24 protein-coding genes and 1 pseudogene are annotated in these 16,684 nt (G+C 34.4%); 2 read left to right on the top strand and 23 right to left on the bottom strand.

Annotated elements, in window-relative coordinates; translation table 11 throughout:
• The first annotated feature begins 23 nt into the window (after positions 1 to 23).
• Entirely contained in the window at positions 24 to 1,373 is a 1,350-nt protein-coding gene (gene pepC / locus FP435_RS06625; RefSeq protein WP_265483443.1) for an aminopeptidase C, read from the top strand.
• Between the two features lie 38 nt (positions 1,374 to 1,411).
• On the opposite strand, the gene FP435_RS06630 is transcribed toward pepC, so the two are convergent.
• The 6 genes from FP435_RS06630 to FP435_RS06655 form a co-directional block, all read right to left on the bottom strand.
• A complete protein-coding gene (locus FP435_RS06630; protein WP_265483445.1) occupies positions 1,412 to 2,347 on the bottom strand; it encodes an AAA family ATPase in 936 nt (311 codons plus the stop codon).
• Positions 2,348 to 2,440: 93 nt separating this feature from the next.
• The gene (locus FP435_RS06635) at positions 2,441 to 3,118 is read right to left on the bottom strand and encodes a 2,3-bisphosphoglycerate-dependent phosphoglycerate mutase (protein ID WP_265483446.1); all 678 of its coding nucleotides are present in this window, start codon (positions 3,116 to 3,118) and stop codon (positions 2,441 to 2,443) included.
• Between the two features lie 12 nt (positions 3,119 to 3,130).
• Positions 3,131 to 3,358, bottom strand: a complete 228-nt coding sequence (locus FP435_RS06640) for a hypothetical protein (RefSeq protein ID WP_416209741.1) — start codon at positions 3,356 to 3,358, stop codon at positions 3,131 to 3,133.
• Complete coding sequence (locus FP435_RS06645; RefSeq protein WP_265483447.1) at positions 3,358 to 3,636, bottom strand: hypothetical protein; 279 nt, start codon at positions 3,634 to 3,636, stop codon at positions 3,358 to 3,360. Before FP435_RS06645 ends, FP435_RS06640 begins: the two co-directional genes overlap by 1 nt.
• Positions 3,626 to 4,531, bottom strand: coding sequence for a cation diffusion facilitator family transporter (locus tag FP435_RS06650; protein WP_265483449.1), 906 nt, complete (start codon positions 4,529 to 4,531; stop codon positions 3,626 to 3,628). Before FP435_RS06650 ends, FP435_RS06645 begins: the two co-directional genes overlap by 11 nt.
• 14 nt (positions 4,532 to 4,545) lie before the next feature.
• Entirely contained in the window at positions 4,546 to 5,235 is a 690-nt protein-coding gene (locus tag FP435_RS06655; protein WP_265483451.1) for a histidine phosphatase family protein, read from the bottom strand.
• A gap of 190 nt (positions 5,236 to 5,425) precedes the next feature.
• Between FP435_RS06655 and FP435_RS06660 the strand changes: the two genes are divergently transcribed.
• Positions 5,426 to 6,004 carry a DJ-1 family glyoxalase III gene (locus FP435_RS06660; protein ID WP_265483453.1) on the top strand — a complete coding sequence of 193 codons (579 nt, stop codon included), beginning with the start codon at positions 5,426 to 5,428 and terminating at the stop codon, positions 6,002 to 6,004.
• A gap of 37 nt (positions 6,005 to 6,041) precedes the next feature.
• Here FP435_RS06660 and FP435_RS06665 read toward each other — a convergent pair whose 3' ends face one another.
• The 17 genes and pseudogenes from FP435_RS06665 to rpmD all read right to left on the bottom strand — a co-directional run bounded on the left by FP435_RS06665 (position 6,042) and on the right by rpmD (position 16,676).
• Positions 6,042 to 6,809 carry a hypothetical protein gene (locus tag FP435_RS06665; protein WP_265483454.1) on the bottom strand — a complete coding sequence of 256 codons (768 nt, stop codon included), beginning with the start codon at positions 6,807 to 6,809 and terminating at the stop codon, positions 6,042 to 6,044.
• 194 nt (positions 6,810 to 7,003) lie between these two features.
• The gene (rpsI, locus tag FP435_RS06670; RefSeq protein WP_265483456.1) at positions 7,004 to 7,399 is read right to left on the bottom strand and encodes a 30S ribosomal protein S9; all 396 of its coding nucleotides are present in this window, start codon (positions 7,397 to 7,399) and stop codon (positions 7,004 to 7,006) included.
• 13 nt (positions 7,400 to 7,412) lie between these two features.
• Positions 7,413 to 7,856: a 50S ribosomal protein L13 gene (rplM, locus tag FP435_RS06675; RefSeq protein ID WP_265483457.1), complete on the bottom strand. Its 444-nt coding sequence runs from the start codon at positions 7,854 to 7,856 to the stop codon at positions 7,413 to 7,415.
• 101 nt (positions 7,857 to 7,957) lie between these two features.
• A complete protein-coding gene (gene truA / locus FP435_RS06680) occupies positions 7,958 to 8,749 on the bottom strand; it encodes a tRNA pseudouridine(38-40) synthase TruA (RefSeq protein WP_265484650.1) in 792 nt (263 codons plus the stop codon).
• Positions 8,746 to 9,543: an energy-coupling factor transporter transmembrane component T family protein gene (locus FP435_RS06685; protein ID WP_265483458.1), complete on the bottom strand. Its 798-nt coding sequence runs from the start codon at positions 9,541 to 9,543 to the stop codon at positions 8,746 to 8,748. The genes truA and FP435_RS06685 overlap by 4 nt, the downstream gene beginning before the upstream one ends.
• Positions 9,540 to 10,406 carry an energy-coupling factor transporter ATPase gene (locus FP435_RS06690; RefSeq protein WP_265483460.1) on the bottom strand — a complete coding sequence of 289 codons (867 nt, stop codon included), beginning with the start codon at positions 10,404 to 10,406 and terminating at the stop codon, positions 9,540 to 9,542. Before FP435_RS06690 ends, FP435_RS06685 begins: the two co-directional genes overlap by 4 nt.
• Positions 10,382 to 11,224, bottom strand: coding sequence for an energy-coupling factor transporter ATPase (locus FP435_RS06695; RefSeq protein WP_265484651.1), 843 nt, complete (start codon positions 11,222 to 11,224; stop codon positions 10,382 to 10,384). The genes FP435_RS06690 and FP435_RS06695 overlap by 25 nt, the downstream gene beginning before the upstream one ends.
• A 236-nt stretch (positions 11,225 to 11,460) precedes the next feature.
• Complete coding sequence (rplQ, locus tag FP435_RS06700; RefSeq protein ID WP_265483462.1) at positions 11,461 to 11,844, bottom strand: 50S ribosomal protein L17; 384 nt, start codon at positions 11,842 to 11,844, stop codon at positions 11,461 to 11,463.
• A 23-nt stretch (positions 11,845 to 11,867) separates the two neighbouring features.
• The gene (locus FP435_RS06705) at positions 11,868 to 12,806 is read right to left on the bottom strand and encodes a DNA-directed RNA polymerase subunit alpha (protein WP_265483464.1); all 939 of its coding nucleotides are present in this window, start codon (positions 12,804 to 12,806) and stop codon (positions 11,868 to 11,870) included.
• A 44-nt stretch (positions 12,807 to 12,850) separates the two neighbouring features.
• Positions 12,851 to 13,240 (bottom strand): 30S ribosomal protein S11, encoded by a 390-nt coding sequence (rpsK, locus tag FP435_RS06710; RefSeq protein WP_265483465.1) that lies wholly within the window; start codon positions 13,238 to 13,240, stop codon positions 12,851 to 12,853.
• Between the two features lie 23 nt (positions 13,241 to 13,263).
• Entirely contained in the window at positions 13,264 to 13,611 is a 348-nt protein-coding gene (gene rpsM / locus FP435_RS06715; RefSeq protein ID WP_265483467.1) for a 30S ribosomal protein S13, read from the bottom strand.
• A 25-nt stretch (positions 13,612 to 13,636) separates the two neighbouring features.
• Positions 13,637 to 13,753, bottom strand: a complete 117-nt coding sequence (gene rpmJ / locus FP435_RS06720; RefSeq protein ID WP_011161523.1) for a 50S ribosomal protein L36 — start codon at positions 13,751 to 13,753, stop codon at positions 13,637 to 13,639.
• A gap of 14 nt (positions 13,754 to 13,767) precedes the next feature.
• Complete coding sequence (infA, locus tag FP435_RS06725) at positions 13,768 to 13,989, bottom strand: translation initiation factor IF-1 (RefSeq protein ID WP_003647816.1); 222 nt, start codon at positions 13,987 to 13,989, stop codon at positions 13,768 to 13,770.
• A 76-nt stretch (positions 13,990 to 14,065) separates the two neighbouring features.
• Positions 14,066 to 14,719, bottom strand: a complete 654-nt coding sequence (locus tag FP435_RS06730; protein ID WP_265483482.1) for an adenylate kinase — start codon at positions 14,717 to 14,719, stop codon at positions 14,066 to 14,068.
• A 2-nt stretch (positions 14,720 to 14,721) separates the two neighbouring features.
• A pseudogene (gene secY / locus FP435_RS06735) lies at positions 14,722 to 16,022 on the bottom strand (preprotein translocase subunit SecY).
• Positions 16,022 to 16,462, bottom strand: coding sequence for a 50S ribosomal protein L15 (gene rplO, locus FP435_RS06740; RefSeq protein WP_265483484.1), 441 nt, complete (start codon positions 16,460 to 16,462; stop codon positions 16,022 to 16,024). Before rplO ends, secY begins: the two are co-directional and overlap by 1 nt.
• A gap of 28 nt (positions 16,463 to 16,490) precedes the next feature.
• A complete protein-coding gene (gene rpmD / locus FP435_RS06745) occupies positions 16,491 to 16,676 on the bottom strand; it encodes a 50S ribosomal protein L30 (RefSeq protein WP_265483486.1) in 186 nt (61 codons plus the stop codon).
• Positions 16,677 to 16,684 lie beyond the last annotated feature (8 nt).

Genomic DNA, 16,684 nt, shown 5'->3' on the forward strand with positions numbered 1-16,684 from the left:
TTAACTATTAGGAGGTTTTTATTATGACAAAAGAAATCACATCTGACAAGATTAAAAACTTTAAAAAAGATTTTAAGTCTAGTCGTTCTAATCGAATTGCCAGCCGTGCCGCTCAAGAAAACGGTATTTATAAGGCCAGCCAAAGTTTAGAAACTAAGATCAACTTAGAACCTACATTTTCAATTGAAATCGACACTGGAAAAGTTGCTAATCAAAAACAATCTGGACGCTGCTGGATGTTTAGTGCTTTGAACACAATGCGTCACTCAATTCAAAAAGAATTTAAGATCAAGGATTTTGAATTATCTCAAAACTACACTAACTTTTGGGATAAATTTGAAAAATCTAACTGGTTCTTTGAAAATGTCATTGAAACTGCAGATAAAGATTTAGATGACCGTAAGGTAGCATTTTTATTTACTACTCCACAACAAGATGGTGGGCAATGGGATATGCTCTGTGGAATTATTGAAAAATATGGTATTGTACCAAAATCTGCTTATCCTGAAACTGCCAATGCCACTAATTCTCGTGCTTTAAATGACACTTTAAATACTTTACTTCGTAAAGACGGACTTGAATTACGTAAAATGGTTCAAGAGGGTAAATCAGATGAAGAAATCCAAAATCGCAAAGATGAAATGCTAGAAGAAGTTTATCGAATTTTGGCAATTTCTTTGGGAGTGCCACCTACTACCTTCGATTTTGAATATCGCGATGATGATAAAAACTTCCACCGTGATCCTAACTTAACCCCACAAGATTTCTTTAAAAAGTATGTTGGCTGGGATTTAAGTCAATACATCTCAACTATTAACGCACCTACAGAAGATAAACCATTCCATAAGGTTTTCTCAGTTGAATATTTAGGAAATGTTAAAGGTGGACGTCAAGTTCGTCACTTGAACTTACCAATTGATGAAATGAAAAACCTAATTATTGAACAATTAAAAAATGGTGAAGTTGTTTGGTTTGGTTCTAACGTTGTTAAAGATTCAGAACGTCAAGCAGGTTTACTAGATACCAAATTATATCGACGTGACGAGCTATTCAACGTTGACTTTGATATGTCAAAAGCTGATCGTTTGAACTCTGGCGAATCCTTAATGGATCATGCAATGGTAATCACCGGCGTAGACTTAGTTGATGGTAAACCTACTAAATGGAAGATTGAAAACTCATGGGGTGAAAAACCTGGTTTTAAAGGCTACTTTGTAATGAGTGATGATTGGTTTGATAATTTTGTTTATCAAGCTGTTATTAACAAAAAATACCTCTCTGAAGATTTAAAGAAAGCCTTTGAAGAAGGCAGTAAAAATCCTATTCAACTTTCTCCATGGGATCCAATGGGTGCTTTGGCAACTAAATTTTAATGAATAAAAAACTACACAAATCTTTGTGTAGTTTTTTGTTACCAAATGTGCAATAAGCGGGTTGGATCAATTTTTGATAAATTGAATTGATGAACATGTTGATGCTTATTCTCTGGAAATTCCTTAACAAAATCTCCAATATTATATAAACCTGTGGAATAGCTCCAAACACCTTTAACCTTTCTGATTGGATCTAACATCTCATTACGAATTGGATAAGCAGAAATCAAAAAGTGCTTTCGATGAAATTTAAACACAAAAAATGGTAATTTAAAATCTTTAATAGCTTCTTGAGCTGTCTTAGCTAAAGGAATTACATTTCGATAAGTTCCATACTCTGCGTTAAATTTATCATTAAATGAAAAATAAAAATTCGAAATATGAACACTAGGAAAATGTTCAGGTTTTACCTTATCTGGGACACAAATTACATGGGCATAATGGTCAAGATTTTTTTCTTTTTGACTTAAAGCGTGTTCCATCCCCGTTGGTAAAATTGAAAAGGCCCAATCTGGAATTTCTGGATGTGCAATGTATTCGTTATACATCATTTTAACCACTTCTGGCTTAACCCAATCATAATGCATTCGTGTCCGATTGCGACGTAGTAATCCATCTAAAGTATTGTGATACATCAAATCTACCACAAACAATTCATAATGATATTTATCCACCCAAGGCTTAAAGTGTTCAATTGATTCCGGCGTAATATGAGTTCCATCTACTATCACAGTTTCCCCACGCTTCATTTTTTCTTCTACAAATTCATCAACTAAAGCAGTTGCCTTTTTATTAGCGTAGCGTGGTACTACTTGATGAAGATAATCATACTTTTTTTCATAAAATACTGTTAAATCTGCTAAAAGCAAACGTACTTCATCACGAGAAATTGCGTATGGTTGTAGATGGTGGCGAGCAATAAAAGAAGATTTGCCAGAACCCGGTGCTCCCCTCAATAAAAATATTTTACGCATCTATTTTCTCCATTTATTAATAGTCTTAATCACTATTGAATTTTATCATAATAATTGACTTTCTACACTATCAATCAAAGGATACTAGCTGAATTAAGAAAAAATCTTTTTATCTTTAATATTTAACTGCTTATCAAATTCATAAACTATTGGTTGGGCATTAGGAACTTCTAGGTTTAAAATTTCATGATTATCTATGTTCTCTAACTTTTTAATCAAGGCTCTTAAACTTGAGCCATGAGCAACAATTAATTGATCCTGACCAGCTACCAAGTAAGGAGCAATTTGATCTTCAAAATAGGGCATTAATCTTTTTTGAGTTTGGTGCAAACTTTCAGCTCTAGGAATTAATTTTGGATCTAAAAATTGATAACGACGGTCTGGGGAATTATTTTCTAATTTGGGTGGTACACTATCAAACCCACGTCGCCATTCTTTTACTTGTTCAATCCCAAAAATTCGTTTTGATTCTTCTTTATTAATTCCTTTGAGTGCCCCATAGTGTCTTTCATTTAAGCGCCATGTTTTAGTAATTGGGAGCCACAAAAAGCCCCCAATTTCCGCAATAATATTGGCAGTAATAATTGCTCGCGATAACAAAGAAGTGTGAATATGGGTAGGTGAGAAGTCCTTTAAGTTGCTGATAATTCTTCCTGCTTCTTTTGCTTGTAAAATTCCTTTTTTACTTAATGCAACATCATTCCATCCTGTATAGACGTTTTCTGCATTTGCCACACTCTCGCCATGTCTTACCAAAACTAATTTTGCCACTTTTTATCCTATCTAGCGTATCACTAACATAACTATTCCTGTAATTGTGAAAATAATGCCTAAAATTAAAAAGCTCTTTTCTCCACCTGTTGGATATTTCATCTTGCTAACTTTATCCTGACCAGTAAAAGTAATTTTCTTTTCTGCAATTAATTTCTTATTTAGTCGTCTTTTCCAGGCTGTATAAAGATCCCATAAGCCCACTACTAATACAATAATACTAACCCATATATTACTCATTATTCATCCTCATTTTTATCTCGATGGACACTGCTTCCATTAACTTTTTGATCTAAAGCTCGCACCCCATCTTTAAATACTTGCTTAGATTTCTTTAAAATTTCTTGGCCTTTTCCATCAGTTGCCTTATTAACTTTATTAGCTCCTTGCGCAATAGCTGCTTTAATTGTTGGCCATTGATTTTTGTGGAAACTTTCGGCTTGTTTTTTTGCTAAACTAGCTAACTGGGTTGCCTCTTTTTTAATTTGAGACTTTAATTCATCAGTATCAATTTTCATTACAATCGTCTCCTTCACTTATTCTCTCAGCTAACATTGCATCGTTTTTTCCGCGAATACATTCTGCTTGTAAAGTTACGTGGTTTATTCCCAAAGTTTTGAGTTTTTCTTCAATTTCACCATAAAGATTATCTAAACTTGCAGCATCCATTTTACCATCGACATTAATGTGGGCATCCAGCATGGTCATATCTTCAGAATATTGCCAAACGTGCATGTGATGAACATTTTTAACTTCTGGAAACTTTAAAATTATCTTACTTACTTCATTTAAATCAATGCTAGGGTTGGTCTCCATTAAAATATTAGCTGCCTTGATTGTAACTTTATATGCTTCATTCAGTAAAAATAATGAAGCTGCAATTGTTAATACCGGATCAATCCATTCTACTTTCCAAATTGCGATTATAATTGCTCCTACCACTACAGCAATACTTGTCAATGCATCTGACATCATATTTAAAAAAGTTGCCCGTGCATTTAAACTTTTCTTTGCATCCCTTGCCACTATCAACATCGAAACCACATTAGCTGCTAACCCAATTAGCGCTACCCATAGCATGATGCCACTCTTAATAACTTCAGGATGAGAAAAACGTCTGATTCCTTCTACTAGCAAAAAAATACTAATGATAATCAAAATAATTCCATTGGTAAAAGCCGCCAAAATTTCTGCACGTTCATAACCAAAAGTTTTGCTTTCATTTCTTTTTCTTCTAGCAATCAAATTAGCTACAAAGGCTAAAATTATTGAACCAACATCACTCAAGTTATGCACTGCATCTGATAACAATGCTAATGAACCTGAAAGAGCACCTCCAATAAATTCTGCCACCGTAATCAGAATATTTAAAACTGTTACCCAAAAATATGCTAAGCTAGATTTTTTATCCATGTTTTTCCTCAAAATTATAGATTAACTAAATCACTACTCTTTACATTATAATCCACAATTTCAAAACGGTCATTATCATGTAAAATCCCACGCGAAACACTGCCATTTGCTGGAAATTCAATTTTATTTTTGTCATTATAATTAATCCAGTATTTGGTTCCCAAAGTTTTAATAAAATCTCCATGCGATACAATTAAAACTCGCCCTAGATCTTTAGTTTCTTCACCCAACTGCTTTATTGCTTGCTGCATTCTTTCTTCTAATTCTTGCTCATTTTCTGCTAAATGACGTGGGTCAGCTTCTTTAGTGGCCTGTCTAAATTTTTTCATCCCTAAAGTAGCGATAATTTTATCGATATCTGTTTCAGGTCCCATTCCTCCAGCAATGGCAATTTTCTCCCAGGTTTCATTAATATCGTCACCTTCAAAGGAGCCAAAAAATACTTCTCTAAATGCTGGTAACTTTTTGATTTTTCCAATCTTTGATACTTTATTTTCTCCAGCAATTAAATGAACTGTATCAATTGCTCTTTTTAAATCCGAACTATACATTTTATCAAAGTGAACTTGTGATAGATGCCGCGCAGTTACTTTTAAATCATTAATTCCTTTAACCGTTAACGGTGAATCTGCCCAACCTTGTACCTTATTTAGCTGATTGAACATTGTTTCACCATGACGAACTAAATATACCTCAGTAGCCATCTTCTCAGCTCCTCTTCCCTATGTTTCACAAAAATAATACCATTTACCTAATCTTACCAAATAGCACTTTTTATGCAAGTTTTGCTAAAATATTTTTATGTGTTTCACAATATTAATTACTACAAAGTAGACATTATTCTAGAAATTCTCTCTAATTCTTTTATAATTAAATTTGAGAAAGGATGATTTTATGGTAAAAGTAGCTGTAGTTTTTGCAGATGGAGCAGAAGAAATCGAAGGATTAACTAGTGTCGATGTTTTACGCCGCCTTAATGTAGAATGTGATATGGTCGGGCTTGATAAAAAAGCTATTACTGGTGGGCATAATATTCCTTTAGAATGCAGCAAAGTTGTCGATGACAGTTTATTAGACTACGACATGGTAGTTTTCCCTGGGGGACTTAAAGGAGCCGAGAATTTACGCGATAGTGCTACTTTGAAAGATTTGATGCTTAAACGTCATCAATTAGGTAAATGGAATGCAGCGATGTGTGCGGCTCCAATTGCCTTTTCAAGATATGGTTTATTAACTGATACTAACTATACCTGTTATCCAGGATTTGAAACTGAAATTTCACAAGAAAGTCCAAGTAGTCACTTTTCCACTGATATTACAGTCACAGATCAAGAGCAAAAAATTATCACCAGTCGTGGCCCAGCCACTGCTTTAGCTTTTGCTTATCAAATTGCAGAAACTTTAGGAATCGATACAGCCGGGCTACAAGAGGGTATGCTCTATGATTATTTAAAAGAAAATATTGATAAATAAAAAGTTTGTACATCTCATGCAACGGATGTACAAACTTTTATTTATTCATCAACTTAGTAAGTTGATAAGAATTTCTAATAAAATGATTTAAATCTTCACACTCTCTTCCTGTCACTTTCTGAAAATCATCACTTACTTGATTCAATAACCCTAATGAAGCTGCTTTTGCTAAACTTAAATCTATTCCTGATGCTTCAAAATTATCTTGAGGAGCATACTCAATTTCTTCCTCTATAATTTGTGATAACAGATAAGCTAATTCAACCATATTGTAGCCTTGAGGAGCCGTTAACAAATACGTTTGCCCCTTTTTCTGATGTAAAAATCTCTGTGTAGCAATTTTTGCTACTGCATGGGCAACATCATTAGCGGTAATAAAGTTTATTTTGTTAATTTCACATGGAGACTTAATTTTTCCATTCTTTCGAATTTCTAAGATATCTTTTACTATTTTATCTGCCAAGACTCCATGGCGAATCAACGTATAATTAATAGAGCTGGCTGCTAATCGTCTTTGAAGATACCCATATAAAGCTGAAAATACATAAGGATTATTACTTTGGTCAGCAAACAGATTGATAAGCATAAAATTAACTTTTTTGCCTTTAACTCTAACTAACAAATTTTCAAAATTATTAATTTGTGTTTGAATATTTTCCTGCTCAGAAGGTAAATAAATGATGCAGTCTCCATTTTCAATTAAATTTAAACTACTCGTAACTCCTATTGACTTATCAACTAGGGATGAAATCCAGGCAGTTATTTTTTGACCTAAAGAATGAGTTGAATTTATTATATACTTCACTTTAAATGCCCCTTTTTCTTTAATTTTAAAAGATGGGAGTACATTATACAAAGATTATTTATTACTTTTCTTGATTTTATTACATGGTATCTAAATTTACACAGCGTTTCGTTGCAATAATATACTAAAAATCTCCACAAAAAAACTCAGCAAAAGCTGAGTCTTTGAGATATTTAAACGATAATAAAATAATATTAACGTTTTGAGAATTGTGAAGCTTTGCGGGCTTTCTTCAAACCTGGCTTCTTTCTTTCCTTCATTCTTGGGTCACGAGTTAACATACCAGCCTTCTTAAGCGGACCACGGAAATCTGGGTCAACTTCTAAAAGTGCACGTGCAATACCAAGACGAATTGCACCAGCTTGGCCTGAGAAACCACCACCGTTAACATTAACTAAAATGTCATATTGACCTTCAGTTTCAGTAATGTCTAATGGTTGTTTCATATCCTTAACCAAGTTAGGGTATGGAATGTATTTAGTTACGTCTTCTTTATTAATGGTAATCTTACCATTACCTGGTACTAAACGAACGCGCGCAACAGAATCTTTGCGGCGACCAGTTCCAGCGTAAGCTGCTTGTTGTGCCATTTATTAAAACCTCCTAGATTAATTCGTTGATATCTAATTGTACAGGTTGTTGTGCTGCATGCTTGTGATCTTCACCTGCGTAAACATGTAATTTCATGAATTGTTGATGACCAAGCGTATTCTTAGGCAACATACCCTTTACAGATTGTTCAACTAATCTTACTGGGTTCTTTGCTAATAATTCACCGGCAGGAGTAGCCTTTAAACCACCACGGTAATCTGAGTGGTGGTAGTAGATCTTATCAGTTGCCTTTTTACCAGTTAATTTGATCTTATCGGCATTGATAACGATAACATAATCACCAGTATCTACATTAGGTGTATATTGAGGCTTATTCTTACCTCTTAAAATTGATGCTACTGCAGTTGATACACGTCCAAGTGCAACACCATTGGCATCAATAACATACCACTTACGTTTAATATCACTAGTTTTAGCTAATGGGGTAGTACGCAATTTAAATTCCTCCGTTTTCTTGTGTTTGACATACAATAAGTTTCCGGGGCCTATCGTGGACAAACATACGTATATTAATTTACGTCTTTTTTTGCAAAATGTCAATTATTTTTCAAATCTAATCGATATTTTTTAGGGATTTCTTCATAAAATACATGTTTTAAATACAATCCACTCGCTGGCGCCGTTGCTCGAACTTCTTGACGATCTTTAGCTGCAATTACTCGTGGAATATCATCAACTGGACGTTTTTTACTTCCAATTTCTAATAAAGTTGCAACTAAGATCCTTACCATATTATACAAGAAACCATTACCAATGAAATCAAAAATTATTTTTTTCTCTTTTGGCTTTTCAATGATATTTATATAATAAATTTTTCTAACTTTGTCCTTAATTTGGCCACCACTTGCAGCAAAACTTGTAAAATCATGTTCTCCTAGCAAGTCCAAAGCTGCTTGTTGCATTAATTTTATATCTACGCTGTAGGGATAGTGACCAGTGTAAAAGCGATTAAAGGGATCCACAAAATGATGCTGATTGACTACATAGCGATACCATTTTCCTTTAGTTGAATATTGTACATGGAAATTTTTATCTACAATTTCACTTTCATAAAAAACTGTATCTGTTGGCATCAAAGAATTCAAAGCCAACAGCATTTTATTAGCAGGAATGGGATTACCTAGATAATCAAAATGAATTACTTGCCCTTTTGCATGTACTCCTGCATCTGTTCGTCCAGAGCCATGCACAATAATTCTCTGGCCCTTGTTAATTTTTTTCAAGGCTTCTTCAATTGCTCCTTGGACAGTTCTTTGGTTGGGTTGTATTTGAAATCCATGAAATAAATGACCATCATAGGCCATTGTCATTTTATAACGCGTCATTATTTTGTCCTAAATATTATCAATCCAATACTTAATAAAAGGAAATATCCTAAAATTATTCCATCAGCTTTTGTCCAGCTCAATACTCTATAGTGAGAGCGGGGCTTTCCTTCTTGATAACCCCGCGCCTCCATTGCGGTGGCTAAATCTAAAGCTACAGTCATCGAAGTAATAAAAAGTGGAATTAAAATAGGGATAATGTTTTTTATTCTTTTTAATAAACTGCCACTACTAAAATCAATTCCACGTGCCCGTTGAGCATTCATAATTTTAACTGTTTGATCCATTAAAGTTGGCACAAAGCGGAGGGCAATTGCCATGACTAAAGACAACTGCTCTACTGGCACCTTGAAAATTTTTAGTGGTTTCATTATCCACTGAAGTGCATCTGCAATTTGAAGAGATGAGGTGGTTAAGGTTAACACAGTTGAAATGCAGATAATCATTACAAAACGTAAAAATAAATATACCGCATTTTCAATCCCAACTTGTGTAATTTTTAAAAAGTACCAGCTCCAGTAAATGCGTCCTCCACTTGTAAAAAACATTTGTAAAAGGGAGGTAAAGAATATTAACCAAATTACTGGCTTTATTCCATCCCAAAATATTTTTGGTTTTAAATTAGTCGCCCAAATAGCTACTAAAGTAAATAAAATCAATATTCCATAAGTTAACCAATTATTGGCTAAAAACATTAAAAAAACAAATAAAAAAGTTCCAATAATTTTACTACGGGGATCCATTCGATAAACAATTGAGTCACCAGGTATATAACGACCAATAATTATTTTGCTCATTGCTTTGGTTCCCTCCTATTGATTTCATCTATAACATCTTCTACAAGGCTTGTAAGGGTGATTTTATCTTCTTTAATGGAAAAGCCTTTTTGTGATAAAAGCTGCTTAAATCCATAGATTTTAGGTTCTAAAAGGTGATGCTTTTTTAACCACTTACTTTGATTAAATAATTTATCAGTTTTATCTTGAGCAATAAGTTTTCCTTCTTCAAGGACTAACATTTCTTCAGCGTAATCTACAATATCTTCCATATCGTGGGTAACCACAACAATTGTATGTCCTTGTTGATGATACTGCTCTAAGAGCTTATAGAGTTCCTTTTTTCCTTCTGGATCTAGTCCTGCAGCTGGCTCATCAAGACACAAAATATCTGGCTTAGAAGCCATTACACTAGCAATAGCTACTCGCCTTTTTTGCCCTCCTGACAAATCAAAAGGAGAACGATGATAAAACTCGGAAGCTATTCCTACTTTTTTTAACCAAAGCTTTGCACTTTCTTCAGCTTCTTGGCGTGAAAAGCCAAAATTTAAAGGACCAAACATTACTTCTTTCAAAATATTTTCTTCAAATAGCTGGTTTTCTGGAAGCTGAAAAACAAGCCCTACCTTTTTTCGCAAAGGTTTTAGATCTTTATTAGGTGTGTGAGTGTCTAATGAAAAATTGTCTATCTCTACTTTTCCTATAGTCGGCTTTAAAAGTCCATTAAACAGTTGCATTAAAGTTGATTTCCCACTACCAGTGTGACCCACTAGTGCTACAAAACTATTATCTTTAATTTCAAAATTAATTTTTTTTAAAGCAGGATATTCAAAGGGTGTCCCCACATTATAAGTAAAACTTACTTTTTCAAATTTAATTGCCACAAAAACTCTACTACCTCTTTTTCAGTTTTTAAATTTCTTGGAATATCTATTCCTTTTTTTTCAAATTCTTTTCTTAATTGATATAAAAAAGGGGGAACTAAACCAGCTTTTACTACTAATTCTTCATTTTCAAAAAGTTCATCTGGTAAAAACTTTCCCATTAAATTTCCCTCATTTAATACCAGAACTTCATCTGATGACATTACTTCATCAATATCATGCGTAATCGACAACACTGTTAATCCAAACTTTTTTTGAAGCCTTTTTATTACCTTTAAAATTTCCTTACGGCCCTCTGGATCTAACATACTAGTTGCCTCATCTAAAATGATGATCTTCGGTTGAATAGCTAAAATTCCTGCTATTGCTACTCTTTGCTTTTGACCTCCTGATAAATTTTGAGGCTCTTTTTCCTTATATTTCAACATATTTACTTCTTCAAGAACTCTGGGCACAATTTGATGCATTTTTTCATAAGAAATATCTCTATTCTCTAAACCAAAGGCAATATCATCTTGCACAGTTGCACCAACAAACTGATTATCAGGGTTCTGAAAAACGATTCCAATTTTATCTCTAATTTGAGGAAGTGTAGTTTCATCTAATAAAATATTATCAATAAGTATGCGATTTTTTTTAAAATCAACCTCTAGAATTCCATCTAATAATTTTGAAAGTGTTGATTTACCACTACCATTATGACCGACTATGGAGACCCAACTTTTTTCTTGAATAGAAAAAGAAATATCAGAAAGGGCCGGTGTTTGCATATCAGCATAAGTGTAAGATAAATGCTTTACATCAATAATATCTTTCATCATTTACCCTTCTTTCAAAATTAGTTTCCTTCTAATTGTAACAAATAATTCTTATATGCAAAAATTTCTAAGATCTTCCTCCTAGAAACTTTTGCATATAAAAAAATCATCCACGAAGAGGGATGAACTTAATCATCTAAGCTAGACTAGGCTATTAGCCGGCTATAAGCCACCATCATCACACTTGTTCTCGCTTTCGTGAAAGATTTAATTATAAACTATTTAATTAACTATGATTAAACTAATTCAATAATAACCATAGGTGCTGCATCACCTTTACGTGGGTTAGCAAGTTTGTACATTCTAGTGTATCCACCATTACGATCCTTGTAACGTGGTGCAATATCACTAAATAATTTTTGTAATGCAGACTTAACTACTACTGAATCACCGTCTTCATGAATATCAGCAATTTCATTACGTACAAAAGTAGCAGCTTTTCTTCTAGCATTTAAGTCACCGCGTTTACCCAAGGTAATCATTTTTTCAGTAGTCTTGCGAATTTCTTTACCACGGGCTTCAGTAGTAACAATGCGTTCGTTCATGATAAGTTGAGTAGTCATTTCTCTAAGCATTGCTTTTCTGTGAGCGCTATCGCGACCTAATTTACGGTATGCCATGAATTTTCCCTCCTTATTATTACTTAGTCTTCTTCTCGAAGAGATAGACCAAGATCATCAAGTTTATTCTTTACTTCTTCTAATGACTTTCTTCCTAAGTTTCTTACCCGCATCATATCAGCTTCAGATTTATCAGTTAATTCTTGAACTGTATTAATGCCTGCTCGCTTAAGACAATTATAAGAACGAACAGATAAATCTAATTCTTCAATCGTCATTTCAAGTTTCTTTTCATTTTGGTCGTCTTCTTTTTCAACCATTACTTCATCAAATTTTGTATCTAATTCAGTAGACATGAAAACCTTGAAATGTTCAATTAAAATCTTTGATGCAAAACTTAAAGCATCATTAGGTGTAATTGAACCATTAGTCCAAATTTCTAAAGTTAATTTGTCAAAATCATCTCTTTTTCCAACTCGAGCATTTTCAACTTGATAGTTTACTTTCTTAATTGGTGAAAAGAGTGAATCAACGGGGATGACACCAATAGGCATGTCCTCTGTCTTGTTTTCACTTGCAGGAACATAGCCACGACCTTGCTTGATCGCAACGTTCATATGCAAATGGCCACCTTCAGCAATACTACAAATGTATTGATCCGGATTTAAGACTTCGATGTCAGAATCAACTTTCAAATCTGCTGCAGTAACTACTGCAGGGCCTTTTACATCAATTTCAACAACTTTTTCTTCATCTGAGAGTGACTTTAATTCTAGTTTCTTCAGATTAAGAATAATTTTAGTGACATCTTCTCTAACACCTGGAATAGTTGAAAATTCATGTAATACACCATCAATCTGAATGTAAGAAAGTGCCGTTCCTGGAATAGAGGTTAATAACACCCGACGGAGTGAGTTACCTAAAGTAGTCCCGAAACCGCGTTCCAGTGGTTCGACAACAAACTTACCGTATTCTTCTTCTTGGTCTACTACGGTAATATTTGGTTTTTCAAATTCAATCATTACTGGGCCCCTTTCAAAACGTAATGTCCTGCACGCAGGTTAAACTAGACACGACGACGTTTTGGTGGTCTGGAACCATTGTGCGGAACTGGTGTAACATCGCGAATAGCAGTGATTTCAAGACCAGTTGCTTGCAATGCTCTAATTGCAGCTTCACGACCTGCACCTGGACCCTTAACTGAAACTTCTACATGTTTCATACCTTGATCCATTGCGGTCTTAGCTGCTGCTTCTGCAGCCATTTGTGCTGCGAAAGGTGTAGACTTTCTACTACCTTTAAATCCTAAAGCACCAGCAGAAGACCATGCTACTGCGTTACCTTGTACATCAGTAATCATAACTAATGTATTATTGAACGTAGAGTGAATATGAGCTACTCCGCTTTCGACATGCTTCTTTACACGGCGCTTGCGTGCTGTTTTCTTTGCAGCCATTAACTTAACCTCCTATTAACAAATTATCTCTTCTTTGAACCCTTACGAGTACGAGCGTTGTTCTTGGTATTTTGACCACGAACCGGTAAACCACGACGGTGGCGCATACCACGATAAGAGCCAATTTCAACCAAACGCTTGATATTCAAGCTTACTTCACGACGAAGATCACCTTCTACACGGTACTTATCAACTTCGCTACGAAGTTTTTCTTGGTCTTCTGGAGTTAAATCGTTTGTACGAAGATCTTCTGAAATTCCAGCTTCTTTACAGATCTTCTTAGCAGTTGGTTCACCAATACCATAAATGTAAGTTAATGCAACTACAATTCTTTTATCTCTTGGTAAGTCAACACCAGCAATACGTGCCATTTTCGCACCTCCTATTTAAAAAATACTAACCTTGACGTTGTTTGTGCTTAGGGTTTGCAGAGCAAATCACCATTACACGACCTTGTCTCTTGATAATTTTACAATGTTCACACATTGGTTTAACAGATGGTCTAACTTTCATGTTTGCCTCCGTAATCACTTAATAAAACGATATGTTATTCTACCTTTAGTTAAATCATATGGAGAAAGTTCTACAGTTACACGATCTCCTGGTAAAATGCGAATATAGTGCATTCTGATTTTACCAGAAACATGTGCCAAAATGGTAGCTCCATTTTCTAATTCAACTTTAAACATAGCATTAGGTAAAGTATCTACTACTTTACCTTCTACTTCAATGACATCTTCTTTTGCCAAAACTTTTCCTCCATAATTGAGAAATTAGCTACACTTATGAAATTATAGCACGGATAGTAAAAAATACAATTCCCAACTAATTTTTATCTAAAATTTTTTCAATTTCAGCAAAAACTTTTTCTGGACTTTGTTCCCCATTCACAGTAGCCAACAAACCTTTTTCTTCATAAAAATCACGAAGTGGTGTGTTCATTTTTTCGTTAACTTCTAAACGATTCTTAACTACTTCAGGTTTATCATCTTCGCGTTGATAAAATTCATGGCCACCACAACGGTCACAAACTCCCTCTTCTTTAGGAGGATTTGAGTTTTTGTTATAAGTAGCGCCACAATTCTTACAAATGAATCGTGCAGATAAGCGTTTGATCAAGACGTCTTCATCTACATCAATTGCAATTACATTAGTAAGAGGTTTATCAAGCTTTTTAGTGATTTTTTCTAAAAGTTCTGCTTGAGCAATAGTTCTTGGAAAACCATCAAGAATAAATCCATTTTTTGTATCATCTTCTTGAAGTCTTTCTTCAACTAATTTTGCAGTAACTTCATCAGGAACTAAGTCACCTTTATCAATAAAACTTTTTGCTTCTAGTCCTACAGGAGTTTTTTTAGCCATTGCTTCTCTAAACATATCTCCTGTAGAAATATGAGCTAAATGATATTTATCTACAATACGTTCAGAAGCCGTGCCTTTACCAGCACCGGGTAAACCCAAAAGAATTAAATTAATCATTTCTAATCCTCTCTAATAAATCCAACATATTCACGTTTCATTAGTAATCCATCAACTTGGCGTCCTAATTCTAGCACAACCCCAATTACGATTAAAAGACTTGTACCACCTAATCCAATTGAACTTGGTAAGCCAAAAATGTTAGTAGCTAGTTGTGGAAGTAATGCAACTAATCCTAAGAAAATTGCTCCAACAGTTGATAATCTCATTAAAATTTTAGAGATATATTGTTGTGTGTCTTTTCCTGGCCATACACTTGGAATATAAGCTCCTTGTTTTTGTAAGTTCTCTGAAAGTTTTTCTGGATTAACTTGAACAAAAGCGTAAAAGAAAGTAAATAAAATAATTAATAAAGTATAAATTAAAGCACCAGGAGTAGTTTGAAGACTAAAGATTTGATTAGCAACTTTAAACCATTCTTCATCTCCGTGAGTTCTTTGAAAGGCCATCAAAATAGTTGCTGGAGTTACAATAAAAGAACTCGCAAAAATAACTGGAATAACTCCGGATACATTAACCTTTAAAGGTAGAAAACTTTCGGAGCCACTTGTTACTGCTCGACGTGTATATTGGATAGGGACACGTAAGTCAGCTTGTTGAAACCATGTAACAAACTGTGTTACAAGTAAAATAGCGATAATGATCGCAATGAAGAACAATGCTCCTTGCCAACGATCACTCGGACTATTATTGATGATCAAATCTTTAACAAGTTGGTACAACCCGTTAGGAAGGCGAGCAATAATACCAGCAAAAATAATTACTGAAACACCATTACCCAAACCTTTATCTGTAATTTGATCTCCTAACCAAGTTAATAACATTGTACCAGCCGTCATAATAATGGCAATTTCAACATATGTTTGTGGGGTTTGAGATTTAACCAACCCCATTTGAGTCAATACATTGAAACCTAAGGTAATCCCGATACTTTGAACAAAGGCAATTCCTAAGGCTAAATACCGAGTTACTTGATTGGTTTTACGACGACCAACTTCACCTTGTTTTCCCCATTCAACTAATTTAGGAACAATATCCATCTGTAATAATTGAATAACAATTTGAGCTGTAATATAAGGAGAGACCCCTAAAGAGAAAATGGAATAATTATCCAAACCTCCCCCACTTACAGTATCTAACATGGGAACAAGTCCAGTTTGAGCTACCTTTGTAATTGCCTTCGCATTTACACCTGGAACTGTAATATTAGCTCCAATGCGATAAAGCAATAGGATAAAGAGAGTAAAAAGATTTTACTTCTTATTTCCTTATCCTTGAAGGCGTTCTTCAAGGTCGAGAGCATTAAATCACCTCAACAGTTCCGCCAGCGGCTTCAACTGCTTCTTTAGCAGCTTGAGAAGCTTTATTAACTTTAACAGTTAACTTCACTTTCAATTCACCGTTAGCTAATAATTTAACTCCTGAAAGTTCTTTTTTCACAAGACCAGCAGTCTTTAAAGTATCAATTGTTACTTCACTGCCGTCTTTAAATTTGTTTAAGTCTTCTACGTTAATAATAGCGTATTCTTTACGATTGATATTCTTAAAACCACGCTTAGGCATTCTTCTGAATAATGGCATTTGTCCACCTTCAAAACCTAAACGAGTTTTACCACCAGTACGAGCTAATTGACCTTTTTGACCACGTCCAGCAGTTTTTCCATAACCACTAGATGTACCACGACCAACACGTTTTCTGTTACGACGTGAGCCAGCAGCTGGCTTTAATTCATTGAGCTTCATAGTTCAGGCACCTCCTTGGATTCTTATATTATTTATTAACCTCTTCAACAGAGATTAAGTGTGCAATCTTTAGTAAAGCACCACGAGTTGCAGCGTTGTCAGGAAGAACAACAGTACTATTCACTCTACCAAGACCTAAGGCCTTAACAATCTTTCTTTGTTTTGGTAGACGGTGAGCGGCACTTTTAATTAAGGTAACTTTTAAATCAGTCATTTTTTAAT

This window comes from Lactobacillus sp. PV037 (assembly GCF_014522345.1).
GTDB lineage: Bacteria > Bacillota > Bacilli > Lactobacillales > Lactobacillaceae > Lactobacillus.

Bases quoted from the DNA above. Each gene is read 5' to 3' on its own strand.
- pepC (WP_265483443.1), top strand. From the start codon at position 24: ATGACAAAAGAAATCACATCTGACAAGATTAAAAACTTTAAAAAAGAT.
- FP435_RS06630 (WP_265483445.1), bottom strand. From the start codon at position 2,347: ATGCGTAAAATATTTTTATTGAGGGGAGCACCGGGTTCTGGCAAATCT.
- FP435_RS06640 (WP_416209741.1), bottom strand. From the start codon at position 3,358: ATGAGTAATATATGGGTTAGTATTATTGTATTAGTAGTGGGCTTATGG.
- FP435_RS06645 (WP_265483447.1), bottom strand. From the start codon at position 3,636: ATGAAAATTGATACTGATGAATTAAAGTCTCAAATTAAAAAAGAGGCA.
- FP435_RS06650 (WP_265483449.1), bottom strand. From the start codon at position 4,531: ATGGATAAAAAATCTAGCTTAGCATATTTTTGGGTAACAGTTTTAAAT.
- FP435_RS06655 (WP_265483451.1), bottom strand. From the start codon at position 5,235: ATGGCTACTGAGGTATATTTAGTTCGTCATGGTGAAACAATGTTCAAT.
- FP435_RS06660 (WP_265483453.1), top strand. From the start codon at position 5,426: ATGGTAAAAGTAGCTGTAGTTTTTGCAGATGGAGCAGAAGAAATCGAA.
- rpsI (WP_265483456.1), bottom strand. From the start codon at position 7,399: ATGGCACAACAAGCAGCTTACGCTGGAACTGGTCGCCGCAAAGATTCT.
- FP435_RS06685 (WP_265483458.1), bottom strand. From the start codon at position 9,543: ATGAGCAAAATAATTATTGGTCGTTATATACCTGGTGACTCAATTGTT.
- FP435_RS06695 (WP_265484651.1), bottom strand. From the start codon at position 11,224: ATGAAAGATATTATTGATGTAAAGCATTTATCTTACACTTATGCTGAT.
- rplQ (WP_265483462.1), bottom strand. From the start codon at position 11,844: ATGGCATACCGTAAATTAGGTCGCGATAGCGCTCACAGAAAAGCAATG.
- FP435_RS06705 (WP_265483464.1), bottom strand. From the start codon at position 12,806: ATGATTGAATTTGAAAAACCAAATATTACCGTAGTAGACCAAGAAGAA.
- rpsK (WP_265483465.1), bottom strand. From the start codon at position 13,240: ATGGCTGCAAAGAAAACAGCACGCAAGCGCCGTGTAAAGAAGCATGTC.
- rpsM (WP_265483467.1), bottom strand. From the start codon at position 13,611: ATGGCACGTATTGCTGGTGTTGACTTACCAAGAGATAAAAGAATTGTA.
- rpmJ (WP_011161523.1), bottom strand. From the start codon at position 13,753: ATGAAAGTTAGACCATCTGTTAAACCAATGTGTGAACATTGTAAAATT.
- FP435_RS06730 (WP_265483482.1), bottom strand. From the start codon at position 14,719: ATGATTAATTTAATTCTTTTGGGTTTACCCGGTGCTGGTAAAGGCACG.
- rplO (WP_265483484.1), bottom strand. From the start codon at position 16,462: ATGAAGCTCAATGAATTAAAGCCAGCTGCTGGCTCACGTCGTAACAGA.
- rpmD (WP_265483486.1), bottom strand. From the start codon at position 16,676: ATGACTGATTTAAAAGTTACCTTAATTAAAAGTGCCGCTCACCGTCTA.